Source organism: Helicobacter sp. 11S03491-1 (assembly GCF_002272835.1).
GTDB lineage: Bacteria > Campylobacterota > Campylobacteria > Campylobacterales > Helicobacteraceae > Helicobacter_J.
The window spans coordinates 45,158-68,643 of record NZ_MLAO01000003.1 but is presented as its reverse complement, the minus strand read 5'-3'; the positions used below and the strand labels follow the sequence as shown (position 1 = coordinate 68,643).

At 32.9% G+C, this 23,486-nt stretch carries 25 protein-coding genes and 1 pseudogene; all 26 read left to right on the top strand.

Annotated elements, in window-relative coordinates; all coding sequences use genetic code 11:
• Positions 1-63 precede the first annotated feature (63 nt).
• The 26 genes and pseudogenes from BKH45_RS02550 (at position 64) to BKH45_RS02425 (ending at position 23,485) form a co-directional block, all read left to right on the top strand.
• Positions 64-972 carry a DMT family transporter gene (locus tag BKH45_RS02550; protein ID WP_095273908.1) on the top strand — a complete coding sequence of 303 codons (909 nt, stop codon included), beginning with the start codon at positions 64-66 and terminating at the stop codon, positions 970-972.
• Entirely contained in the window at positions 965-1,375 is a 411-nt protein-coding gene (locus BKH45_RS02545; RefSeq protein WP_095273907.1) for a CoA-binding protein, read from the top strand. The genes BKH45_RS02550 and BKH45_RS02545 overlap by 8 nt, the downstream gene beginning before the upstream one ends.
• A 1-nt stretch (position 1,376) precedes the next feature.
• Entirely contained in the window at positions 1,377-2,588 is a 1,212-nt protein-coding gene (gene ilvA, locus BKH45_RS02540) for a threonine ammonia-lyase (RefSeq protein ID WP_095273906.1), read from the top strand.
• Positions 2,589-2,602: 14 nt separating this feature from the next.
• Positions 2,603-3,868 carry a glycosyltransferase family 39 protein gene (locus BKH45_RS02535; protein WP_095273905.1) on the top strand — a complete coding sequence of 422 codons (1,266 nt, stop codon included), beginning with the start codon at positions 2,603-2,605 and terminating at the stop codon, positions 3,866-3,868.
• Positions 3,865-4,569: a prepilin-type N-terminal cleavage/methylation domain-containing protein gene (locus BKH45_RS02530; RefSeq protein WP_095273904.1), complete on the top strand. Its 705-nt coding sequence runs from the start codon at positions 3,865-3,867 to the stop codon at positions 4,567-4,569. The genes BKH45_RS02535 and BKH45_RS02530 overlap by 4 nt, the downstream gene beginning before the upstream one ends.
• Positions 4,566-5,714, top strand: coding sequence for a capsular biosynthesis protein (locus BKH45_RS02525; protein WP_095273903.1), 1,149 nt, complete (start codon positions 4,566-4,568; stop codon positions 5,712-5,714). Before BKH45_RS02530 ends, BKH45_RS02525 begins: the two co-directional genes overlap by 4 nt.
• A gap of 428 nt (positions 5,715-6,142) precedes the next feature.
• Positions 6,143-6,292: an SEL1-like repeat protein gene (locus tag BKH45_RS08805; RefSeq protein ID WP_180675599.1), complete on the top strand. Its 150-nt coding sequence runs from the start codon at positions 6,143-6,145 to the stop codon at positions 6,290-6,292.
• 318 nt (positions 6,293-6,610) lie between these two features.
• A complete protein-coding gene (locus BKH45_RS02515; protein WP_095273901.1) occupies positions 6,611-6,859 on the top strand; it encodes a sel1 repeat family protein in 249 nt (82 codons plus the stop codon).
• A 39-nt stretch (positions 6,860-6,898) separates the two neighbouring features.
• Positions 6,899-8,821, top strand: a pseudogene (metG, locus tag BKH45_RS02510) (methionine--tRNA ligase); the annotation flags it as partial.
• Positions 8,822-9,823 (top strand): hypothetical protein, encoded by a 1,002-nt coding sequence (locus BKH45_RS02505; RefSeq protein ID WP_095273899.1) that lies wholly within the window; start codon positions 8,822-8,824, stop codon positions 9,821-9,823.
• 10 nt (positions 9,824-9,833) lie between these two features.
• A complete protein-coding gene (gene cmoB / locus BKH45_RS02500; protein WP_095273898.1) occupies positions 9,834-10,754 on the top strand; it encodes a tRNA 5-methoxyuridine(34)/uridine 5-oxyacetic acid(34) synthase CmoB in 921 nt (306 codons plus the stop codon).
• A complete protein-coding gene (locus BKH45_RS02495) occupies positions 10,747-11,214 on the top strand; it encodes a thioesterase (RefSeq protein WP_095273897.1) in 468 nt (155 codons plus the stop codon). Before cmoB ends, BKH45_RS02495 begins: the two co-directional genes overlap by 8 nt.
• The gene (locus tag BKH45_RS02490; RefSeq protein ID WP_095273896.1) at positions 11,214-12,344 is read left to right on the top strand and encodes a glycosyltransferase; all 1,131 of its coding nucleotides are present in this window, start codon (positions 11,214-11,216) and stop codon (positions 12,342-12,344) included. Before BKH45_RS02495 ends, BKH45_RS02490 begins: the two co-directional genes overlap by 1 nt.
• Positions 12,345-12,552: 208 nt before the next feature.
• Positions 12,553-14,088 (top strand): class I SAM-dependent methyltransferase, encoded by a 1,536-nt coding sequence (locus tag BKH45_RS02485; RefSeq protein WP_095273895.1) that lies wholly within the window; start codon positions 12,553-12,555, stop codon positions 14,086-14,088.
• Between the two features lie 252 nt (positions 14,089-14,340).
• The gene (locus BKH45_RS02480) at positions 14,341-15,459 is read left to right on the top strand and encodes an alanine--glyoxylate aminotransferase family protein (protein ID WP_095273894.1); all 1,119 of its coding nucleotides are present in this window, start codon (positions 14,341-14,343) and stop codon (positions 15,457-15,459) included.
• Positions 15,459-15,917: a phosphoribosyltransferase family protein gene (locus BKH45_RS02475; RefSeq protein ID WP_095273893.1), complete on the top strand. Its 459-nt coding sequence runs from the start codon at positions 15,459-15,461 to the stop codon at positions 15,915-15,917. The genes BKH45_RS02480 and BKH45_RS02475 overlap by 1 nt, the downstream gene beginning before the upstream one ends.
• Entirely contained in the window at positions 15,914-17,239 is a 1,326-nt protein-coding gene (rimO, locus tag BKH45_RS02470) for a 30S ribosomal protein S12 methylthiotransferase RimO (protein ID WP_095273892.1), read from the top strand. Before BKH45_RS02475 ends, rimO begins: the two co-directional genes overlap by 4 nt.
• Positions 17,233-18,255 carry a tRNA lysidine(34) synthetase TilS gene (gene tilS / locus BKH45_RS02465; RefSeq protein ID WP_095273891.1) on the top strand — a complete coding sequence of 341 codons (1,023 nt, stop codon included), beginning with the start codon at positions 17,233-17,235 and terminating at the stop codon, positions 18,253-18,255. The genes rimO and tilS overlap by 7 nt, the downstream gene beginning before the upstream one ends.
• Before the next feature lie 123 nt (positions 18,256-18,378).
• Positions 18,379-19,845 (top strand): cytochrome-c oxidase, cbb3-type subunit I, encoded by a 1,467-nt coding sequence (ccoN, locus tag BKH45_RS02460; RefSeq protein WP_095273890.1) that lies wholly within the window; start codon positions 18,379-18,381, stop codon positions 19,843-19,845.
• A gap of 15 nt (positions 19,846-19,860) precedes the next feature.
• Positions 19,861-20,544: a cytochrome-c oxidase, cbb3-type subunit II gene (ccoO, locus tag BKH45_RS02455; RefSeq protein WP_095273889.1), complete on the top strand. Its 684-nt coding sequence runs from the start codon at positions 19,861-19,863 to the stop codon at positions 20,542-20,544.
• 10 nt (positions 20,545-20,554) lie between these two features.
• Positions 20,555-20,773 carry a cytochrome c oxidase, cbb3-type, CcoQ subunit gene (locus BKH45_RS02450; RefSeq protein WP_095273888.1) on the top strand — a complete coding sequence of 73 codons (219 nt, stop codon included), beginning with the start codon at positions 20,555-20,557 and terminating at the stop codon, positions 20,771-20,773.
• A gap of 1 nt (position 20,774) precedes the next feature.
• Complete coding sequence (ccoP, locus tag BKH45_RS02445; protein ID WP_095273887.1) at positions 20,775-21,641, top strand: cytochrome-c oxidase, cbb3-type subunit III; 867 nt, start codon at positions 20,775-20,777, stop codon at positions 21,639-21,641.
• Positions 21,642-21,651: 10 nt separating this feature from the next.
• Entirely contained in the window at positions 21,652-21,864 is a 213-nt protein-coding gene (locus BKH45_RS02440) for a DUF4006 family protein (RefSeq protein WP_095273886.1), read from the top strand.
• A 118-nt stretch (positions 21,865-21,982) separates the two neighbouring features.
• Positions 21,983-22,579 (top strand): hypothetical protein, encoded by a 597-nt coding sequence (locus BKH45_RS02435; protein ID WP_095273885.1) that lies wholly within the window; start codon positions 21,983-21,985, stop codon positions 22,577-22,579.
• Entirely contained in the window at positions 22,576-23,181 is a 606-nt protein-coding gene (locus BKH45_RS02430; RefSeq protein ID WP_095273884.1) for a hypothetical protein, read from the top strand. The genes BKH45_RS02435 and BKH45_RS02430 overlap by 4 nt, the downstream gene beginning before the upstream one ends.
• Before the next feature lie 7 nt (positions 23,182-23,188).
• The gene (locus tag BKH45_RS02425) at positions 23,189-23,485 is read left to right on the top strand and encodes a hypothetical protein (RefSeq protein ID WP_180675597.1); all 297 of its coding nucleotides are present in this window, start codon (positions 23,189-23,191) and stop codon (positions 23,483-23,485) included.
• The last annotated feature ends 1 nt before the right edge of the window (position 23,486 follow it).

The following is a 23,486-nucleotide window of genomic DNA, read 5'->3' as shown; positions in this document are numbered from 1 at the left end:
TTCTTTAAGTCTTAGAAATGAAATTTGTTTTATACTTTTGTAAGATTTTTATCAAGGATTTTTATGAAATATTCGCAGTCAAGTTTAGGTATTATTTATATGGCAGCTTCATCGTTTTGTTTTGCATTGATGAATGCCTTTGTAAAAGTTCTTTCGCCTAGTTTGTCGCCAATGGAAAATATATTCTTTCGGTCTTTTGTGATGAGTTTATTTGTGTTAGGGATATTTATTTTCTCTCCTCCAAATAATAAGAACAAGAAGAAAGGTGGTTGGGGAAAGTTAGCATTTCGAGCAATTATTGGTGGGCTAAGTATGCTTGCTTTATTTTATAATATTGCTACAATTCCTTTAGGGACAGCTACAGCATTTGCTCAAAGCGTGCCTATTTATACGGTTATTTTTTCAATAATATTCTTGCGTGAACGACCTAGAATAGGCGTTATTATAGCAACTATTATTGGTTTTGTCGGTGTGATTTGTATTTCAAATCCAAGCGTTGGGGGATTGGGAGCTAAAAATATATTTGCAGGTGTTTTTAGTGGTGTAAGTGCAGCATTAGCGTTTGTTACTCTCAGAAGTTTGAGGGACTATTTTGATGAAAAAAGTGTTGTATTTGCTTTTGGAATTACAATGACTTTGATTGGAGGAATAGGGATGCTTATGAATATTCCTCATCTCTCAAATGGTTGGAGTTCTCCTAGTGGGATTGAATGGATTTATGTTTTAGCTGTAGGTTTATCAGGAACCTTTGGGCAGCAATTTCTTACACGCGCCTATATGCTTGCTCCTGCAGGAATTGTTGCTCCTATTGATTATAGTCGGATTATTTGGGGGGTGATTTTAGGGTTGATTTTGGGAGATAAGATTCCTGATTTTGTGAGTAGTTTAGGGATTGTATTCATTTTGATTTCAGGGATTTTGATTGCCCTGCCCGTATTTTTGCGAGATATAAAAAGGATGAAAAATGCTTGATATAAAAACAGCACTTCAAGAAGCCAAAAAGATTGCTATTGTTGGTTTGAGCCCGGATGAGTCAAAAGATAGTCATCAGGTAGGTAAATATCTACAAAAAATAGGTTATCAAATTATTCCTATTTATCCAAAAGGGGAGAATATCTTAGGAGAAAAAGTTTATCAAGAACTTTTAGAAGCCATAGAAGATCAAAAGCCTGATATCGTTGTGGTATTTCGTAAAGCTCAAGCATGTTTGCAAATAGCCCTGGAAGTCTTAAAAGCCAAGATTTTACCAAAGGTTTTTTGGATGCAGCTTGGAATTTGGAATCCGGATGCCAGAAATATATTAGAATCCAAAGGAATTGAAGTTATAGAAAATAAATGTATTAAAATTGAGCATCAAAGAATATTAGGAGAATAGAATGGTAGATTTAAAAAAAATTCAAGAAGCTCGCTGTCGGATTCAATCTGTTATAGAATCTAACCCACTTTCTTTTGCACCCAAACTTAGCCAAGAAGTTGGCGCTCAAATTTATTTAAAAAAGGAAAATCTTCAACGCACAGGGGCATTTAAAATACGAGGCGCTTTTAATAAAATTGCAAATATGAATGAAGAAGAACGCAAAAATGGGGTCATTGCATCTTCTGCAGGGAATCATGCGCAAGGAGTTGCTTATGCGGCAAGTTATTTTAACATCCCTTCAATTATTATTATGCCAGAGGCTACGCCTCTTTTAAAGGTGATTGCTACAAAAAAATTAGGTGCAGAAGTAATATTAGCAGGAGATAATTATGATGAAGCCTACGCTCATGCTCTTAAACTTGCCCAAGAACAAAAACTTCATTTTATCCATCCTTTTGCTGATGATGAGGTGATGGCCGGACAAGGAAGTATCGCGCTGGAGATGATCGAAGAAGAGCCCCAAATTAATCTTGTTTTGGTTCCTATTGGGGGTGGAGGATTGATTGGTGGGATTGCAAGTGCATATAGGGCGTTAAAGCCTGATGTTAGAGTCATTGGTGTTACAGCCAAAGGAGCTCCTGCAATGCGAGAAAGTTTTAAGGCCAGATCAATTCAAAAAGTAGATTCTGTTCGCACAATTGCTGATGGAATTGCAGTTAGAGATGTAAATGAAAAAAATTATCGTTATATTTGTGAGGGGGTAAGTGATATTGTTGCCGTAGATGATGAAGAAATTGCTAGTGGCATATTGTATTTGCTTGAGAATCAAAAGCTTGTTGTTGAAGGGGCAGGAGCGAGTGTAGTTGCAGCGCTTTTGCATAAAAAAATTGACTTGAAACTTACTGATAAAGTAGGGATAGTTTTAAGTGGCGGTAATATTGATGTAACGATGTTAAATTTGATAATTGAAAAGGGCTTGATCAAATCAGATCGTAAAATGAAATTTAAAGTTATTTTAATTGATAAGCCCGGAAGTCTTCAAAAACTCACAGATACTCTTACTCAAGTGGGTGCAAATATTGTTCAGATAGATTACGATAGAGTAAGTACAAGCTTAGATTATGGGGATGCAAGTGTGACACTAGCCCTGGAGACAAAAGGCAAAGATCACAAAGAAGAAATTAGATTTAAGCTTTTGGAACGGGGCTATAAGTTTAATGAAGTTATTTAACAGGTAATAAAATAATGTTGGCAAAACAAACACTGGGAGGGATCGCTATTTGGCTACGATTTTGGTTGGAGAGACATAGCCAAACAAAACGATCTTTTGATGTTGTAGATATTATTTTCTTGATACCGGCATTTTTAAGTGTTTGTTTGCAGTTTGTAATGATTGATCAAATCTCTATTAGCTATAAAGAGGCTTATGGATTTTTTTATGAAAAAAATTTTGTCTTTGATATTGCGCGTTTGAGCACTCAGATTTTTGGACAAAATGATTATGCTTTGCGATCGCCTTTTGTTTTGATACATTTTTTAAATATGATTTTGATTTATGCAATTGGAAGGAGTTATCTTAAAAAGCCAACAGATAGTCTTTTTGTCGTTTTTATTTATGCCATGTTACCTGGGATTAATTTTAGTTCTATCTTGTTGGTAAAAAGTGGGTTGATTATTTTTATATCTCTTTTGATTTGTTATATCAATATGCGTTATAAAAAAATTCCCTATATTACGCTTTTTTTAAGTATTTTTATTGATAGCAGTTCAAGTGTTTTATTTCTCGCAGTAGCTTTTTATGCCATCAAAAATAAAATGCCCAAGACAATTATTTATTGTTTGTGTGGGTTTGCGATTAATATGAATTTATTTGATTTAGATATTGGAGGGAGACCACAAGGACATTTTCTTGATGTATTAGGTGAAATGGCCATGTTATTTTCACCATTTTTATTTATTTATTATAACTATACGCTTTATTGGGCAATTACTAAGTATCAGAATAATTTGATGACCTATGTTAGTGTGGTAAGTTTGGTTTTTGCTTTGATGCTTTCTATTCGCCAAAATATTGATTCTGAAATATTTGTTCCTATGAGTGTTGTAGGATTGCCCATAATGATTAAAAGTTTTTTTAATGATTTAAGGATTCGTTTGCCTCGTTTTCGATCGCGTTATCAGATGAGATTTTTTATTGTATTTGTAGCTTTGTTTTTGGAGACTTTTGCTATTTTTGGCAATAAATGGAGCTATTATTTTAGCCCCAAAGATAACTTTGCCATCAATTATTATATTGCAAAAGAGATTGCCCAATCACTCAAACAATATGGGATTACCAGTATTTATACAAAGGATCAAAAACTTGCTATGCGTCTTAAATTTTATGGAATTAACACTAGCAAAGATCTTAGGTTAATTAAAATTCCTAATGGCAAAAAAGGAGATATTGGCATTCGCTATATGGATAGAAATATTCGTTCTTATAATATTATTAAGATAAAGTCATCATGAGAAAAGCCTTTAGCTTATTTGAAATGGTGATTGCAGTTTCTGTTATAGGGATATTGGTCTTATTTGCTATCCCCAAGACAGATGCTGCATTGGCTATAGCTACAAATTCATTATTAGAACATATTCTTTATGTGCGCCATTTGGCATTAAATGATAGTTTAGCTTATACTCATACCAATCAAACTCAATGGCTCATCAAGAGGTTTCCAAGTATCCAACCTTATAAGCTGGTTGATCAAAATCCAATGTGGCAAATTCAATTTCATTTAAATGGTAAGTACACACTTTTTAGTTACAGTCTTTATGTAGATACGCCGCGTTTCGCACCTACTACTGATTATGATGGTCGTCCAATGTCCGGAGATATTATCGCTATTAGCGGGGGTGATAGAAAATGTTTGAGTGGCTATAATAATACCAATATATCTGATGAATGTAAAAATAACTCAAGTGTTTTTGTGCGACTTCATGAAGCTTATGGATTAGAAAACTTGAGCGTTATAGGAGATGATTTTTGTAGAGAAAGAAGAACAGCACGTATTTACTTTGATCGATTTGGAATCCCTTATTGCGGTAAGGAAAAAAGAAAATTGGAACACCCTTTTAAGATCATCTTACAGAAGAAGAAAGAAACTTTTATCATTTGTATTCTTCCTGTAACCGGTTATAGCTTTGTTTCCCAAAACAAGGAATGTGTGTGAAGAAAAAGATAGGAATTCTTTGTGATTTTGATATAGCTAAGCGTCCCAGACCTTTTCGTCTTGTAAAGATGTTGCAAGAAAATTATGAAGTTTTTGGCATTGGGAGGGAGTGTTCTTTGATTGAGGGTATTGAATGTTTTTCATTTCCCTCGCCAAAAACTTCAAAAGATCGCACCAAAGAAGAAGAGGAGGAAATTAAAAATTATTGTAGGAATAAATTATTTGACAACCTTATTTATACATCTAATCGAAAAGTTATCCGGGATATTTTGAATTTTTTATCGCCGCTTGATGTGATTGTGGTAGAAGATATTGCACTCTTGCCTTTTGCTTTGGATAATAAATATTTATATCCGAAGACAAAAATTTTAATTGACTTGAGAGAATACTACCCGCTTGAATATGAAAATAATCCATTGTGGCTAGAAACTTTTGGAGAATTTTTTAAATATTTATGTATAAAATACTTACCTCAAATTGATGGTGCTATCACGGTGAGTGATGGGATAGCCAAACGCTATTGGTATGATTTTGGGATCGATGCTAAAGTTTTTCATTCTCTTCCTCCTTTTCATTCTCTTCCTCCTTCAAAGATTGATTATCCTATTGAGATTATTTATCATGGATTTGTTAGCCCTGATAGAGAATCGCAAAATTTACTTGAAATCGCAAAGGCATTTAAAAATAAATTTCGTTTAAATATGATGGTTATGAGTAATCAAAAAAATTATTTGGAAGAACTTAAACAAGAAGCCCAAAACATTTCTTCTATCAAATTCTTGTCTCCTGTAATTATGGGGGATATTATTAAATTTTGCAATCCCTTTGATATTGGTATTCTTACTCTTATGCCCAATGGATTTAATAATACTTATGCTATGCCTAATAAATTTTTTGAGTATATTCAATCAAGATTATGTGTGCTAAGCACCCCAATTCCTGAGATTAAGAAATTTATTTCTCAATATGGTATTGGAAAAACATCTGCCAGGTTTGATATAAGCAGCATTATAGAAACTCTGGATACATTAGATGTTACAAATATTTTAGATTATAAGCTTGCTGTTTGCAAAATAGCAAAAACTTTTAGCATGCAAACAAATACTCCAAAAATTTTAAATATAGTTGAATCTATGCTTATTTAAAATGAGCTTAGAATTTTATGATGGAATAAAATAATTATATAGATTATTAATTAAGTGATTTTTAGATATTAAGTTTTAACATAAATTTATTAAGTATTTAGTACTTTTAGAAATAAATAAGGATAAATTATAAGAAAAGTATCTTTTATTTTCATTTTTTATTGGATTGGGGGTTGGCGACTTAAAGATTTTGGAGAAAAAATGCGATAACTGAGACATGCAAAGTTACGTAAGTGTTGGAATAATATATGCCATTGGGAAGGGTGTGCTCAAGATAACCTGAAAGCAAAGAAATTTTAAAAAAATCTTGCGATCAAAAAGATATCACAAAGGCTATAATTATCTTGCAATGGTTATAAAAATGGACAAGATATTCTTCAAGCCCCGGTTTTATATCAGCAAGCCTACGATCAAGGAAAAATGGAGGATTGTATTTTGATGGAAAATGTGTAAAACAAGATTATCATAAGGCAAAAGAACTTTATCAAAAGGCTTGTAATTTTTTGTATGTAGAGGGGGGTGTGGCTATCTTGGAAAAATTTATGCACAGGGGCTTAGTATTCCCAAAGATAATTTAAAGCTATTGAATATCTATAGTAAATCTTGTTTGGATACAAATAATTTTATGAGAGAATCAGTTTGTAAAAGAGTAGTGTATTTTCCGGATCATAGAATAGGGATCAAAAAAGATTATTTAAAGGCAAGCCAATTATTTAATCAAACTTGTGGCAAGGGCAATAATGAGAGTTGTAAATATGATCAAAAATTAAATAAAAGAATTAAAGAATCTGATTAAATTCGTGATTAATTTTTTGAATATCCATTTTAATAGAATTTATCCTATAAATTTGATAAAGTTTTGCTAATGTATTTAATAAATATTAAGGAAACAATAAATGAAAAAGATATTTTGTGTTTTAGTTGTTGGAGTTTTTATTCTCAAAGCCGATATTTCTCAAACTTGGGATCAGGAATGCAAACAAGGTAATCTTGCAAGCTGCGTAAATTTAGGGTATTTATACCAAAGCGCTCAAGGTGTTCCAAAAGATCTCGCTCAAGCAAAATCTTTATATAAAAAAGCATGTGATAATGGATATACTCCTGCGTGCGAAGCTTATAAAGTTTTGGAAATTCAAAATCAATAAAAATGAAACAATCTCAAAAGTAAGTTTTGTTATAATAAAAAATTTGAATTCAGAAGGAAACAAATGAAAACATTCATCTCTACCCCTATCTATTATGTGAATGATATTCCTCATATTGGGCATGCTTATACAACCTTAATTGGGGATATGCTTAAAAAATATCATCAATTAATGGGGGAAGAGGTTTTTTTTCTTACAGGCACAGATGAACATGGACAAAAGATTGAACATTCTGCCAGAATCAAAGGAAAAACTCCTAAAGAATATGCCGATGAGATTAGCGCTGCTTTCAAAAGTTTATGGGATGAATTTGGTATTGATTATGATCATTTTATTCGCACAACAGATTCTTATCATCAAATAAGCGTTCAAAAAGCCTTTGAGGTTATGTATCAAAAAAAAGATATTTATAAAGGCGAATATGAAGGGCGTTATTGTGTGAGTTGTGAGAGTTTTTTTACTGAAATGCAAGCTATTGATGGAAAATGTCCTGATTGTGGTAAGGATACAATTATTTTAAAAGAAGAAAGTTATTTTTTTGCACTTAGCAAGTATCAAGACAAACTTCTGCAGTGGTATGCCTCTCATCCGAATTGCATTTTGCCATTACATAAAAAAAATGAAGTTATTCGTTTTGTGGAAGCCGGGCTTAATGATTTGTCTATCACAAGGACAAGCTTCAAGTGGGGAATTCCTTTGCCAAAAAGTCTCAAAGATGAAAAACATGTTATGTATGTATGGTTGGATGCACTCCTTAATTATGTAAGTGCGCTGGGTTATGGAGGTGATGAGAAAAATATGGATTTTTGGAAAAATGCTATTCATGTTGTTGGCAAAGATATCTTAAGGTTTCATGCTATTTATTGGCCTGCATTTTTGATGAGTTTAGGGTTGGATTTACCTAAACATATCTATGTCCATGGTTGGTGGACAAGAGATGGGATAAAAATGAGTAAGAGCATTGGCAATGTAATCCATCCTAAAGAAGTTGCAGATGCCTATGGTATTGAGGCTTTGAGATATTTTTTGATGCGTGAAGTGCCTTTTGGACAAGATGGAGATTTTTCACAAAAAGCACTCATAGATCGTATTAATTCTGATTTGAGTAATGATTTAGGTAACCTTCTGAATCGTCTTATAGGGATGAGTGAAAAGTATTTTGGTGCCAAAATTAGCACAACTCATACTTCTAAATTTTATCAACAAGAATTAGACACACTCCATCATATTCTGGAAAAATTGCCTGATTTGATGAAACAAATGCAGCTTAGTAAATACCTTGAAGAGCTTTGGAAAGTTTTTGTGTTAGCCAATGGAGTTATTAGCAAATATGAACCTTGGAACCTTATGAAAGAAGATAAGACAGATCAAACTCAGGGGCTTTTAGGGCTGGTGGCCAGTATTCTTGCCAAAGGAAGCCTGTTTTTGTATCCTATCATGCCTGAGAGTGCAAGAATTATTGCCCAATCACTTCAAATATCCATAGATTCCAAAAATTTTACCGATCTTATTATCAATAAAGAAACACTCAAGGATTGTTTGATTCAAAAAACTAAGCCTTTATTTCCAAAAATTGAAGCTTTTAAAATACCGGAGACAACAATACAGATTCAAGAGAAGGAAAATAAAAATTTTTCATTCATTGGGGTTGATGATTTTGCCAAGCTTGATATTCGTATGGGAACTATTTTGGAGGCTATTAATATTCCAAAAAGTGATAAGTTGCTTAAACTTCAAATTGATATGGGTGAAGATAAGCCTAGACAGATCATTTCCGGAATCGCAAAATTTTATCAATCACAAGATTTGATAGGCAAACAAGTATGCGTATTGGCAAACCTCAAGCCTGCCAGAATGATGGGTGAAATAAGTGAAGGAATGATACTTGCAAGCAAGGATGAAGATGGGCTTTCTCTTTTGGGGACAGAAAAATCTAAAAAAAATGGAAGCAAGGTGAGTTAAGTGAGAGTGAATGAAGCAGTTGAGATTATCAATGGTGAGCTGGCAAGCACACCGGCTATCAGTTCTTTTAGAGGGGTGGCAACTTGTATTGAGGAAGTAAAAAAAGGTTATCTTTTTATTGCCAAAAATTCTGATGAAATTGATGGAGCGATTGCGTTAGGCGCGTATGGAATTGTTTATGATAAATATGTTCAAATGGTAGATGGAGAGATTGCATGGATTAAAGTTAATTCCCTTGATGATGCTATTATCCGGCTTATCCGTTATCAGTTTTTGAGTGAAAAAATTGAGGTATTTTTTGTTTCTGAAATTGAGTATGAGATTGCCCATCAAATTGTTACAGATATTTCGATAAGTTTTTTTGATGAAGATCTTTTAAATCTTTTAAGTTTCATGGATAAAAATCCTGATTTAAAAGGGATCGTTATTAGAGATAGAGCACTTTTGGAGCTTATTTTAGAATATACCCAAACTATTTTACCCCAGGAATACCCCTTTAAATTGATCATGGCTACTTTATTTGAGAGTAAAATTCATTATAAACTTGCCCAATATGATTTAAAACTACCGGGGTTATTTTTGCCTGAATTAAGTAGCGTAATAGATTTATGCATCACACATCAAATTGCTTTTGATTTAAAATATTTTTCTCATATTCCTTATATGCAACCTAATTTTATCAATGCTCATGCGAAGCTTGTTGGCTATGGACAAACAGATAAGGTAGTCATTGCTGAAAAAGATATTAATAAATTTAAAAAATACATTACTTATATTGCATTAAATGCCAAATGGGGTAAATTAATGTTATTTTTGCCAAAAGGTTATGAGGAAGTTTTTGATGTAATGGCACAAAATGAAATTTATCAAGAGGAAAATGACCTGAGTTTTTTGCTTAAAAAATATAATTATAACTTTGCTCTAATATTGGGGTTGGACAATACAAGCTTGACCCATCTTTTGACTACTCCTCAAACAGAACCTGTTTTACCTCTTTTTTAAAGAAATAAAAATGCTTGCTTGCGCCAGGGAAAATGCTTTAAAACTACTTCATTCAAAAACAATTGCTCCACTTGTTGAAAAAATTAATTTTTTATATGAAATAATTCCTAATATTGAGGCAAGTTATCAATGTAATGATGGGATTATAATCAGATTTGATAAGCCCTTAGATAATCAGGCTTTTGCTTATATAAGAGACTTGGCTTATGCTTTGAAACCCTGGAGAAAAGGACCTTTTTATTTAGAGAATTTATTGATTGATGCAGAATGGAGAAGTTTCATTAAATGGGGATTGCTATCTCCTTATATTGATATTAAAGATAAGGAAGTTGCTGACATAGGGTGCAACAATGGATATTATTTATTTGAAATGGCAAAACTTTCTCCAAAAAATCTTACAGGCTTTGATCCTAATGGGCTTTATAAATGTCAGTTTGATTTTATAAATTATTTTTTAAAACAAGATATCGTTTATGAGCTTTTGGGTGTTCAAGATCTTAGAATTTATGATAAAAAGTTTGATATTATATTTTGTTTGGGGGTTTTATACCATCGTAGCGATCCTATTGCAACTTTAAAATCTCTTTTTTCCGGACTTAAAGAGAATGGGGAATTAATTTTGGATACATTGATTATTGATTCACAATTAGAGATCTCTCTTTGCCCCAAAAATACTTATGCCAAAATGTCCAATGTATATTTTATTCCTTCAATTCCGACTCTGTATGGTTGGTGTATGCGAGCAGGATTTAAAGAAATCGAAATACTGGCGCTAAAGGAGACAACAATTTTAGAACAAAGAAAAACTGAATGGATAGAGGGGTTGAGTCTGGATTCATTTTTGAACCCTTGTGATTGTACTAAAACAATAGAAGGCTATGATGCCCCAAAAAGAGGATATTTTAAATTAAAAAGGATAAAAAATGGATGAAGAATTAGAAAAAAATACAGAGCAAAAAGCTTCAAACAACAATGAGGAACTTATTATTTGTACCCAATTAGATACAAATGTATGCGGGGAGTTAATTTCATTATCAAAAAATAAAGCCGAAGTTTTTTTTATCCCCAAAGAATCAATGGTTTGTGATGAAAGCATGATTTACACAGGATTTATTTTTAATGCGGCATCTTATGCTGCTTTGTGCGCTATCAACAAAAAAAATAGTCTCATTATTAGCTCCCAGACAAAATTTTTAGCGCCTATAGAATTAGGACAACAAATGATTTTCAAAGCCAATGCCCTTCAGAGTGAAACAAAAAAATGCGAAGTAAAAGTTGAAGGTTTTTTATTGGATATTAAGATATTTGATGGAGTATTTCAAATAGCTATTTTTGATAAAAAATTTTTCAAATTCAAACTTAAAGACAACAAAGACAATAAGGAGATTTAATGACTATCGCACTTGTAGTGGATAGTTTTGCAGATAAAAGCAATGGTACTTCCATGACAGCTTTTAGATTTGCAAAAGCTTTGCGAGAAAGAGGGCATAAAGTTCATGTGGTTGCTCCTTATATAGAAGGAGAGGGGTATTATCCCGTTCCTGAGAGGTATATCCCTATAGTGAGTGAGATTTCACGCAAGCAACGTATGATTTTTGGCAAACCGGTTGAGAAGATTTTAAGAGAGGCATTTCATGGTGTGGATGTGGTGCATTTATTTTTGCCCTTTAAGCTTGAAATTGTTGCCATTAAAATTGCTAAGTCAATGAATATTCCTTATATGGGCGCATTTCACCTTCAGCCTGAGCATATTACACATAATTTAGGGCTAGAAAAATTGACATTTTTAAATAATTTTATTTTTTGGTGGTTTCGTTTCAGGTTTTATCGACATATCGGGCATATTCATTGTCCATCCGCTTTGATTGCTAATGAGATCAATGCGCACCATTATAAAGGCAAAAAATTTATTATCTCAAATGGTTTTGATGAATTGTATTCCCCACCCCAAAAAAAACCTCCAAATGACGGATTGTTTCATATAGTCATGGTGGGGAGATATTCAAGTGAGAAACGCCAAGATATGTTGATAAAAGCCATTGGATTAAGTCGATATAGCACAAAAATCAAACTTCATCTCAAGGGTGCAGGACCTACGGAAAAAAAGCTTAGAAAGTTAGCAGAAAACCTAAGCAATGAAGTAGATTTTGGTTTTGTTCAACCTAAAGACTTGATTAAAATTTTGCACAGAGGCGATCTTTATGTTCATGCTGCTGATGTAGAGGGTGAAGCAATTGCTTGTTTGGAGGCAATTTCTTGTGGGGTTGTGCCTATTATTTCCGATAGCAGGGTGTCAGCTACAGGTCAGTTTGCGCTTGATGAGCGATCTTTGTTTCAATCCGGAAATCCAAAAGATTTGGCGCAAAAGATTGATTATTGGATTGAGCACAAGAGTGAGCGAGAGGAGATGGGAAAGGCTTATGCTAAAAGTGCCTCAAATTATACATTAGAAAAATCTATTCAAAAAGCTGAAAAAATGTATTTGGAGGTTATAAAAGATTTTAAAAAATTTAAAAATTAAAATTAAATAATAACTATTGACTTTTATTTGGCAAGCACCAGTTTTTTATTTTTGAGATAGTTGGCACATATCCGACGCACTTCTTTGTATTATTATTAGCTTCAAATGAGGATTCCAAATCGTTTATGTTGAGTTAAAAACATTTGTCTTGAAAATATATTTTTTATTGTATAATCAAATATTTAAATATTGAAAGGACTTGTTTATTATGGATACAAAAGATTACATTGTTGATGTTAATTATAATTATGGTTATTTCAAAGAAGTAAGCCCCCTTACTTTCAAATTAATTTGCTTGCTTCAGGGTATCAAACCCCCAAAAATTGAACAAGCTTGTGAGCTTGGATATGGGAATGGGATAAGTGTGAATATCCATGCAAGCGCTTCAAATATAGAATGGTATGGCACAGATTTTCATGTATCTCATGCAAATTTTGCACGTGATTTGGCAAGAAGTTCAGGAAATGGAGCGAAATTATATGCAGATTCTTTCAAAGAATTTTTAAATCGAAAAGATTTACCTGATTTTGATTTTATCGCTTTTCATGGTGTTTATAGCTGGATAGATGATGAAAATCGTAAAATTTTATTAGAATTCATTGATAAAAAATTGCGACCCGGTGGGGGCGTATATGCCAGTTATAATGTTTATCCCGGTTTTTGCAATATGATTCCTTTTAGAAATTTACTCAAGAATTTTTCTGATTTCATGCTCCCTCAATCCAAACACATAATACAAAAAGTTGGATTGGGATTTGAGTTTTTTGATAAGCTTGTTGAAGCAGGCGCAGGATTTATTCAAGAAAATCAAGCTCTCAAAAATCAAGTTGATAGAATGAAAAATATGGATAAGGCTTATTTAGTCCATGAATTTATGAATGAGAATTGGAAAATTATGGATTTTATGAATATTTCTCAAGATTTTTCTAATGCCAGGTTGCAATTTGTTTCCCAAGCTTCATTTTTTTCTTTGCTTGAAAATGTTATTTATAAGCCCGAACAAAAAGAGCTTCTGAATTCATTAGAACATCCTTTTTTCAAAGAATATATTCGAGATTTTATTCACAATACACGATTCAGAAAAGATTATTGGATTAAGGGCGTTCAAAGATTGGGTATTGCCCAACAACAAGAAATGCTTCAAGAAATAAAGGTAATTTTGAATATCCCAAAAGAAGATGTAAAATTTTCAATAAATCTGGGTTTTGGAACTATAGAATTAGCTGAAGACGTTTATGGGGTATTGTTAGATATTTTGAGTGATCACAAACCTAAGAGTATGGCACAAATTCAAGAAGAATCTAAAGGTAAATTCGAGCATTTAGCACAAGTTATTGAGGCTATTATAATACTCAATGCTTTGGATGTGGTCTCTGAAGTTCAAAAAGAAGAGATCGTCTCAAAAGCTTTGGAAAAAACACACCAACTCAATGTCCAGATTTTAGAAAATGCCAAAAGCGGGAATCAAATTTCTGTTCTTGCTAGTGCTCTTACAGGAGAGGGCGTAGAGATCGGAAGATTTGAGCAACTCTTTTTACAAAGCCGACTTCAAGGAAAAAAAGATCCTAAAGAGTATGCGAAACACGCTTGGGAAATTTTAAAAGTACAACAAGAAAAAATTATCAAAGAAGGAAAAATTCTGCAAACTGAAGAAGAAAATATGAAAGATCTTGAAGAGAGAGCTAAGAAATTTGAAAAAAGATGCGTAATTTATAAGAATCTTAAAATATTCAAAGATTTATAAAAATCCGGTTAGATAATTTGTTTGTCTCAAGAGTTAGAGAATTTTATCTCTAACTTTTAGATCTTCAAAACCACTATTTATTAAATTTAATTTATTTTTTATTAAAGAATTTATTATTAACTTTCAATCAATAATCTATTTTAGATTTGGATAGCTAAGCAAGCCCATTTCTTGTAGTAAGTTTAAAATTTGATTTTTATCCAAAAGGCATTGTTGTATAATACTCCCTTATTTAATTTATGGAGAAAAAAGATGTTGCTTTTTACACCCGGTCCTACTCCTGTTTGTGAAGACATAAGAATGGCAATGGCAAAACCTACAATCCATCACCGCACCCCGGAATTTGAAGCTTATTTTGCCAAGGCAAGAGAGGGGCTTAAAAAAATTTTGCAAATGCCTGAGGTGCTTTTTCTTGCAAGTAGTGGCAGTGGTGCTATGGAAGCTTGTGTGAGGACTTTTTGCTCTAAAAAACTTCTAAGTATTAATAGCGGTAAGTTTGGAGAAAGATTTGGCAAGATTGCTAAATCTTATCAAATTCCATATGTTGAGATTAAAAACGATTGGGATACTCCTGTAGATGCTAAAGATATTTTGCAGGCATTGGAAGATGATCATGAAATTGATGGAGTGTATATGCAAGTTTGTGAATCATCAGGAGGTCTTAGGCATCCTGTGGAGACTATTGCCCGGGCGCTTAAAAAATACTATCCTCACGTAATGTTTGTAGCAGATGCCATTACAGCAATGGGAGTAGAACCCATTGATACAACTTATATTGATGTGCTTATTGGAGGAAGTCAAAAAGCTTTCATGCTTCCTCCGGGAATGAGTATTATTGGCTTAAGCCAACGAGCAGTTGAGATGGCAGAAGCTGGAGATATTGGATTTTATTTTAATCTTAAAACAGAACTTAAAAACCAAAGGGCTAATACCACTGCTTGGACAGCGCCTACGACAATTATTATCGGATTGGTAGAATATTTGGATCAACTAGAAGCGCTAGGGGGGATTGAGAAAATTTATACACAAACCAAACAAAGAGCGCTAAGCACACAAGCAGCCTTAGAATCTATCGGACTTAAAATTTACCCCAAAACCCCGGCTTTGGCAATGACAACGATTATTGATGAAGCCAATGCCGCCTCTATACGTAAGATTCTAAAAACTGATTTTGATGTAAATATGGCAGGGGGGCAGGATTTACTCAAAACTTCTATTTTTCGTATCAACCATATGGGGATGATACCTATTAATGAATCTTTATGGGTGGTAAATGCAATTGAGTTAGCTTTAGACAAATTAGGTTTAAGGAAATTTGATGGCATGGCAAATACAAGATTTTTACAAACTTATTACCGGCAGGAGTTTTGATGTATTATTCTTATCATGAGTTTTTAGACGATCTAAAGAGTTTGCGTGCAAAAATTGAAGAAAAAATTGGGATTCCTGATGGGATTGTTTGTATTGCACGCGGGGGAATGGTAATGAGTCATATGCTTTCTTTGGCGTGGAATTTACGTGCAGTTTATACGCTGAATGCTATTTCTTATAATAATTGCAATGTGCAGCACTCTTTGGTTATTGAAAATATCCCTTCAATCAAACCTGAACATCAAAAAATATTGGTTATTGATGAAATTATTGATAGCGGAAATAGTTTAGAGATTATCTTGCAAAAACTTCAATTTGCTTATAAAGAAAAATCTTTTTGGACAGGAGTTATTTTTCAAAAGCCAACTGCGAAAGTTTTTGCAGATTTTTTTATTAAAAATCCTCCGGAGTGGATTGATTTTTTTTGGGAAGTAGATATGCTGAAGGAAAACTCTTGAATAAAAAACTTCATCTTATTTCTTTGGGATGCACCAAAAATCTTGTGGACACAGAAGTGATGTTGGGGAGATTGAGTGAATATGAAATAACAGATACTCCGGAAGATGCAGATGTGATTATCATCAATACTTGCGGGTTTATCCAATCAGCAAAAGAAGAAAGCATACAAACCATTCTGGAAATTTCAAAATATCGTAAAAAAGGTGCTTTATTGGTTGCAAGCGGGTGTTTAAGCCAACGTTATCAAAAAGAACTTAAGGAATTAATCCCTGAAATTGATATTGTTACAGGTGTAGGGGATTATGATAAGATTGATAAAATGCTAAACTCAAAAAAAGGTTATTTTTCTTCCAATGTTTTTTTAGCTAATGAAAGCACTTCCAGAGTTATTACAGGTTCAAAGATCCATGCTTATATTAAAATTTCTGAGGGTTGCAATCAAAATTGTAGTTTTTGTGCTATCCCAAGTTTTAAAGGAAGGCTTCACAGTCGGGGGATTGAGTCTGTTCTCAAAGAAATTAAATATTTAAATTTGCAAGGGTATTGTGATTTTACATTTATTGCTCAAGATTCAAGTTCTTACATGCGAGATATGGGTAATCAAGAAGGATTGATCGCATTAATTGATGCGGTGGAAAAACAAAATTTAGCCAAAAGTGCGCGGATTTTATATCTCTATCCTTCCGGTACTACAACTACACTTATCCATAAAATCAGAGATTCTAAAATTTTTCAAAATTATTTTGATATGCCAATCCAGCATATTAGCGACAAAATGCTTCAAAGAATGAAAAGGGGAGCCAATAAAGCTAAGCATATCCAACTTTTAAAAACAATGAGAGAGATTGAAGGAAGTTTTGTAAGGAGTACAATTATTATAGGGCATCCGGGAGAAAGCGAAGAAGAATTTGAAGAATTGTGTAATTTTTTAGAAAATTTTATTTTTGATAGACTGAATATCTTTGCATTTTCTGCAGAAGAAGGGACATCTGCTTATAATATGGAAGAAAAAATCCCCACTAGAATCATCAACAAAAGAATCAATATTGTTAATAAGATTATCCAATCCCAACAAAAACAAATTTATCATCAAATGCTTCACCAATCTTATCCAATCGTTTTAGAGGGAAAAAGTCAAATAAGCCGGTATTTTTATAGTGCCAGAGATCTTCGTTGGGCACCTGAAGTTGATGGAGAGATACTTATCAATGACAGCATGCTGGATGATATGATCTTGAAATCAGGTTATTATGAAGCCATTTTAAATGAAGTTAAAGATGGACTTTTATTTGCCAAAGTGGTGAAAAAGATTGAATGTTAGAATTTTTAGACATTCTTAAGGGAGGCAAAAATCTTTTAGGATTTTCAGGAGGAGTTGATTCGGTTGGGTTATTTTTTTGTCTTCAAGAAGCAAATATTGCATTTGACATAGCTATTGTAGATTATGGGATAAGGGAAAATTCCAAAGAAGAAGTTTGTTATGCCAAGAGATTGGCATCTCAATATAAAAAAAAATGTTTTAGTTTCAAAGCACCTCAAATAAATTCAAATTTTGAAGCCAAAGCACGTGAGATTCGATATGAATTTTTTGAACAAATTATCCAAAAATTTGATTATAAAAATCTAATTCTTGCCCATCAACTCCACGATAGATTAGAGTGGTTTTTGATGCAGCTTACAAAAGGGTGTGGTTTAAATACTCTTTTAGGTTTTGATGGGGTAGATCAACGAGAAAACTATCAAATTGTACGTCCTTTTTTTCGTGTTTGTAAAACTGCTATCTATGAATATTGCTATAAACACAAATATAAATTTTATGAAGATATTACCAATAATGATATGGCTTATAAACGCAATGAATTTCGTCTCAAATATGTTAATGACTTAATGGAGGAATATGCCCAAGGGATCGAGAAATCTTTTAATTATCTAAATGTCGAAAAATCTATACTTTATCCTTATCAAGAAATTTTCCAATTAGGCGAAATCTTATATTTTGAAAATTTTTCAGATATAACAAGCATTAATCAAATTGATAAGTTATTTAAAAAAAGAGGATATATACTTTCTGCATCACAAAGACAAGAAATATTAAAAAATAATTTTTCTTGTGAGGTTGCACAAAAATATATTATTGATAAAAATCAAAAATATATTTTTGTAACAAAATTACACACTTATTCTTTTAGCTTGCCAAAAAAATTTAAAGATATTGCAAGAAAACGTGAAATTCCCAAAAGAATACGTTTTGAAATATATGCACATATACTTTCCGGAAAGATTGAATTGAAAGATATAGAGACGTATTTAGCAAAAAAATTCAGTGTCAAAATATAAACTGTCAATTTTTGATGAATTTACATTATTTTTATGTGAAATTTAAGTTGTAAATCAACGAAAAAGATTAAAATTAAGTCATTGTTTCTAAACAAAATAGGACAAATAACAAAAGGAGAATCAATGCGAGATAATGCTACTTTGGAGTATGACTACTCTATTGCCAAGTTGTTTTTGTATGCAACGATGGTTTTTGGATTTATAGGTATGCTAATTGGTGTTGTATTAGCATTTCAATTAGCATTTCCCGACTTAAATTATATTGCAGGTGAATATAGCGTATTTGGAAGGTTGAGACCCCTCCATACTAACGGTATTATTTATGGCTTTACACTAAGTGGAATATGGGCGGCTTGGTATTATTTGGGACAGAGGGTACTCAAAATTACCTACCACCAACACCCATTTTTGAAATTTATTGGGTATTTGCATTTTTGGCTTTACATTATTTTGCTTGTATTAGCAGTAATCAGTCTTTTTGCAGGATTAACACAATCTAAAGAATATGCCGAGTTAATTTGGCCTCTTGATATTTTGGTCGTTGTTGTTTGGGTACTGTGGGGAGTGAGTATGTTTGGTAGCATGGGGGTGAGAAGAGAAAAAACAATTTACATCTCTCTATGGTATTTTATTGCTACATTTACAGCTATATCTGTTTTGTATATTTTTAATAACCTTGCTGTCCCTACATATTTAGTTTCAGGGGTAGGTAGCGTATGGCATTCAATTTCGATGTATTCAGGAAGCAATGATGCTATGATTCAATGGTGGTGGGGGCATAATGCAGTTGCTTTTGTTTTTACTTCCGGAATTATTGCAATTATCTATTACTTTTTACCTAAAGAATCAGGGCAACCTATTTTTTCTTATAAATTAACATTATTTTCTTTTTGGAGCTTGATGTTTGTTTATATTTGGGCAGGTGGGCATCATGTGATTTATTCTACTGTTCCGGATTGGGTGCAAACACTTGGATCTGTTTTTTCTGTTATTTTGATATTGCCTTCTTGGGGAACAGCTATCAATATGTTATTGACGATGAGAGGACAATGGCATCAACTCAAAGAATCCCCGCTGATTAAGTTCTTTGTTTTGGCTTCAACATTTTATATGCTTGCAACTTTAGAGGGTCCTATTCAGGCAATAAAATCCGTCAATGCTTTGGCTCACTTCACGGATTGGATTATTGGACATGTCCATGATGGAACATTGGGGTGGGTTGGATTCACTATTATTGCTGCTTGCTATCATATGCTGCCTAGAATGTATAAGCGGGAAATTTACTCTAAAAAGATTATGGATATACAATTTTGGATTATGACAATTGGCATCGTGCTTTATTTCTCTAGTATGTGGATTTCTGGAATTACTCAAGGAATGATGTGGAGAGATGTTGATCAGTATGGTAATTTAACATATCAATTTATTGACACCGTGAGAGTATTGTTCCCTTATTATGTTATTAGAGGGATTGGAGGATTGATGTATTTGATAGGATTTATTATGTTTATTTACAACGTTGTGATGACCATCACCGCATCAAAAGAGCTGGATCGTGAGCCAAATTATGCCTCACCCATGGCTGCTTAAGAAAAGGGGTAACATATGTTTAGTTGGTTAGAAAAAAATCCATTCTTTTTTACGGTAGCGTTTTTACTTGTATTTTCTATAGCCGGTCTTGTTGAGATTTTACCTGATTTTATAAAGTCTTCCAGGCCTATTGAAGGACTTCGTCCTTATACAGTGCTTGAAACAGCAGGCAGACAAGTATATATTAGCGAAGGGTGTTATAATTGCCATTCTCAATTGATCCGACCTTTTCAGGCAGAAACTGATAGATACGGAGCTTATAGTTTAAGCGGAGAATATGCTTATGACAGACCTTTTTTGTGGGGTTCTAAACGAACAGGACCTGATTTGCACCGTGTAGGTGATAGCAGGACAACAGATTGGCATGCAAATCATATGTGGGAGCCTACTAGCGTAGTGCCTTACTCGATTATGCCTGCTTATCATCATTTATTCAAAAAAGATGCTGATTTTGATACAGCATTTGCAGAAGCCTATACACAAAAAGTTGTTTTTGGTGTGCCTTATGATGTAAAAGATGGTGTGCCTTTAGGTAATATTGAGGATGCCAAAAAAGCCTATATGCAGGAAGCAGAAGAAATTGTCAATGATATGAAAAATCAAAAAGTCAAAGAGGCTTTTGAAAAAGGGCATGTTAAAGAAATTGTTGCTTTGATCGCATATCTTAATAGTCTGGGTCAGGCTAGGATAAATAAATAAGGAGGAGATGATGAGTCTTGAGTCTCTAGAATCGGTGCGAGCAATTGCATATTTTGTTGCCACTATTTTGCTTGTGATATTTTTGTATTCATATATAGTGAGTATGTATATCAAACAAAAAAAAGGTATTGTAGATTATGAAAAATATGCAGATTTAGCCTTAAAAGATGGTTTGAATGATGAACTCATAGAGCCAAGAGAAGACAAACAAAACAATAAAAGGAGATAGTATGGGATGGTTAAGTGATAGCATTAACTTATTCGGGCTTATTGCTGCAATTGTTATCCTGATATTGACTATATATGTTGCCGGCACATTAGTCAAGAAAATGCGTGATTCTAAAGCAGAGGGAGAGCTTACAGATCACCAATGGGATGGTATTGCTGAGTTTAAAAATAACTTGCCTGTAGGTTGGGCTGTGAGCTTTTTGGTATTGATTATTTGGGGATTTTGGTATTTATTTTTGGGTTATCCTTTGCAATCATATTCCCAAATAGGTGATTATAATCGGCAAGTTGATGCCCATAATAAGAAATTTGAAGAAAAATGGAAAAATCTTAGCAAAGATGATTTGATAAATATGGGACAAGGAATTTTCTTGGTTCAATGTTCTGAATGTCATGGTATCAATGCAGAAGGCATGAATGGTAAAGCTCAAAATCTTACTAAATGGGGTAAAGAGGAAGGGATTATATATACTGTTGAGCATGGGAGCACAGGATTGGGCTATGATGGAGGAGAAATGCCGGTTTTGGGCTTAAGCCAAGAAGATGCCAAGGCTGTAGCAGCTTATATAATGGCAGATATTTCTGATGTAAAAAATACTAAGTATCCTGATGATGTTGCAAAAGGAAAAAAAGTATTTGAAACTGCAGGCTGTACCGGTTGTCATGGTCCTGATGGAAAAGGAATGCCGGGTATGGCAAATTTTGCCCCTGATTTGAGCAAATATGGGACAGTTGATTTTGTCAAAAGAGTTTTAGAGCATGGGAAAAAGGGACATATTGGGCAAATGCCTTCTTTTGCCTATAGAAATTTTAATGATACACAGATTCAAGCCATTACAGACTATATAGAATCTTTGAGTAGTAATTAAGGAGCAAGTGATGAATGGATTATTTGGAATCAATGGATTGTTAGGGTATATTGTTGCTGTTGTTTTAGTAGTAGGTGCGGCTGTTTGTTTTGGCGCAGCTGCTATTTATATCCAAAAATCTCAGGCAACTCATTATTATAAAATTCAAGATCAGAGCGCTATCAAGATGAAAAGTCTAGATAATGTAAAGCATTATGAATTAGTGCAAGATAAAGACAAATAAGGAGGATTTATGCAATTTACAACACTTGAAAAAGTTTTAGCATTTTTTATTATTTTGAGCATTGTGATGGCAATTGTCATTCCTTTTGTTCCTAATTTGTTCTTATTTTTGGTATAAGATGCGCTTTGGACTTACAAGGTTTGTTTTTTTTCTCTTTCTGCCGGCATTTTTGTTGGCAGAAAGCTTTGTATTAGATAATCAATCAGGACTTTTGATACCTAAAAGCGCTGCATTTGTTCAAACACTTTCCCATGAACTCAAATATAAAACAGGTTTTTCTTTATATGTAGATGTTGTTGATACAATTTCTTTAGATTCTAAAGAAAAGCGAAAAAACTATGAAAATGAAATTCTCTCCAAGCTTACTCCGCCTTATGGAGTGTTTTTTTTCTTCCGAAAAGATAAAAAGATTGACATTGTTTTAAGCAAGGATTCTATAAATATATTTGATGTCAATCAAGTTTATTTCAATTATATTTCTCCTCTTTTGCCTGAAAATGACAGAGATTTGACACCTCAAAGAATTTCTGCAATTATTTTAAATGGTTATTCAGAGATTGCTGAAAGGATCGCAGATAAATATGGGGTGCATTTAGAAAATAATTTCCCATCCGAAAATCAGAATTTATTTGTGCGTATTATTTTGTATATTATGCTATTTAGTTTAGTGGGATTATTTGTTGTGATTTATTTTTTCAGAAGGAAAAAAAGATGAATAAAAAAAGTAAAAATATTTGGCCTTATGGTATTTTGGCAGTTATTATTATTGGGGTGATTTTATTGGTGATGCTTGTTAGACTTTCTATAGAAGATCCTATTATTGATGATAATGCTTATTTTGAAAAATACAACGATGTGGATAAAAATATAAATACTATCATGAAAGATACTAAAGAATTTGAAACTTATTATTCAGTTTATATAGATGCTAATCAAAAGCCTTCACATACTTTAACCCAACAGCCTCTATCTCCTTATTTTATCAAAGGGCATCGTGATAAACTTAAACAATCGCCAAAAATAGAGCTATTTACAAATACTCCCAATCAATTTTATGTTTCTATTGTCCCTAAAATCTCTCCTTCACCTGTAGGCGATATTCAAATAAGTTTATTCTTATCGCGTTTCCATATGGAAAAACAAGATTTGCAATTAGGTGTTCTAAAATGTGATTCTCATGGATTATGTATAAGCAAAGATTTTAATTTAAATGTTGATGGGAGATGGAAGGCAATTTTGCAAATCCAATATATTCAAAACAATGAGATTAAAAAAATATTTTTAGAAAAAGAATTCTTTGCATCCAAACATTCATAAAGGTTATATGAGTATCACATTGGTGATGGCAATCGTTGTGTTAGGCTTGGCGTTTAAAATTTTTTGGACACTTTATCAAGAAGGAGTTCAAAATCAAGTTTTTTTGCAGAAAAATCAAGCTATTTTTTCTGCGCAACGCTTGATAAATGAAAGAATTCATATTAAAAGCACTTCTAATGGTGTCCCAAAAGATTTTTCTATCTCTTCTGAAAATGCTTTTGTTTATAGGGGTAAGGTTATTGAGACACAAACATCAGATGGAATTTATTATGATTATTTTTATCCACAAGAAGTAAGCAGATAAA

Coding starts and splice junctions, on each gene's coding strand:
- BKH45_RS02550 (WP_095273908.1), top strand. CDS start 64: ATGAAATATTCGCAGTCAAGTTTAGGTATTATTTATATGGCAGCTTCA.
- BKH45_RS02545 (WP_095273907.1), top strand. CDS start 965: ATGCTTGATATAAAAACAGCACTTCAAGAAGCCAAAAAGATTGCTATT.
- ilvA (WP_095273906.1), top strand. CDS start 1,377: ATGGTAGATTTAAAAAAAATTCAAGAAGCTCGCTGTCGGATTCAATCT.
- BKH45_RS02535 (WP_095273905.1), top strand. CDS start 2,603: ATGTTGGCAAAACAAACACTGGGAGGGATCGCTATTTGGCTACGATTT.
- BKH45_RS02530 (WP_095273904.1), top strand. CDS start 3,865: ATGAGAAAAGCCTTTAGCTTATTTGAAATGGTGATTGCAGTTTCTGTT.
- BKH45_RS02515 (WP_095273901.1), top strand. CDS start 6,611: ATGAAAAAGATATTTTGTGTTTTAGTTGTTGGAGTTTTTATTCTCAAA.
- cmoB (WP_095273898.1), top strand. CDS start 9,834: ATGCTTGCTTGCGCCAGGGAAAATGCTTTAAAACTACTTCATTCAAAA.
- BKH45_RS02495 (WP_095273897.1), top strand. CDS start 10,747: ATGGATGAAGAATTAGAAAAAAATACAGAGCAAAAAGCTTCAAACAAC.
- BKH45_RS02490 (WP_095273896.1), top strand. CDS start 11,214: ATGACTATCGCACTTGTAGTGGATAGTTTTGCAGATAAAAGCAATGGT.
- BKH45_RS02485 (WP_095273895.1), top strand. CDS start 12,553: ATGGATACAAAAGATTACATTGTTGATGTTAATTATAATTATGGTTAT.
- BKH45_RS02480 (WP_095273894.1), top strand. CDS start 14,341: ATGTTGCTTTTTACACCCGGTCCTACTCCTGTTTGTGAAGACATAAGA.
- BKH45_RS02475 (WP_095273893.1), top strand. CDS start 15,459: ATGTATTATTCTTATCATGAGTTTTTAGACGATCTAAAGAGTTTGCGT.
- tilS (WP_095273891.1), top strand. CDS start 17,233: ATGTTAGAATTTTTAGACATTCTTAAGGGAGGCAAAAATCTTTTAGGA.
- ccoN (WP_095273890.1), top strand. CDS start 18,379: ATGCGAGATAATGCTACTTTGGAGTATGACTACTCTATTGCCAAGTTG.
- ccoO (WP_095273889.1), top strand. CDS start 19,861: ATGTTTAGTTGGTTAGAAAAAAATCCATTCTTTTTTACGGTAGCGTTT.
- BKH45_RS02450 (WP_095273888.1), top strand. CDS start 20,555: ATGAGTCTTGAGTCTCTAGAATCGGTGCGAGCAATTGCATATTTTGTT.
- ccoP (WP_095273887.1), top strand. CDS start 20,775: ATGGGATGGTTAAGTGATAGCATTAACTTATTCGGGCTTATTGCTGCA.
- BKH45_RS02440 (WP_095273886.1), top strand. CDS start 21,652: ATGAATGGATTATTTGGAATCAATGGATTGTTAGGGTATATTGTTGCT.
- BKH45_RS02435 (WP_095273885.1), top strand. CDS start 21,983: ATGCGCTTTGGACTTACAAGGTTTGTTTTTTTTCTCTTTCTGCCGGCA.
- BKH45_RS02430 (WP_095273884.1), top strand. CDS start 22,576: ATGAATAAAAAAAGTAAAAATATTTGGCCTTATGGTATTTTGGCAGTT.
- BKH45_RS02425 (WP_180675597.1), top strand. CDS start 23,189: ATGAGTATCACATTGGTGATGGCAATCGTTGTGTTAGGCTTGGCGTTT.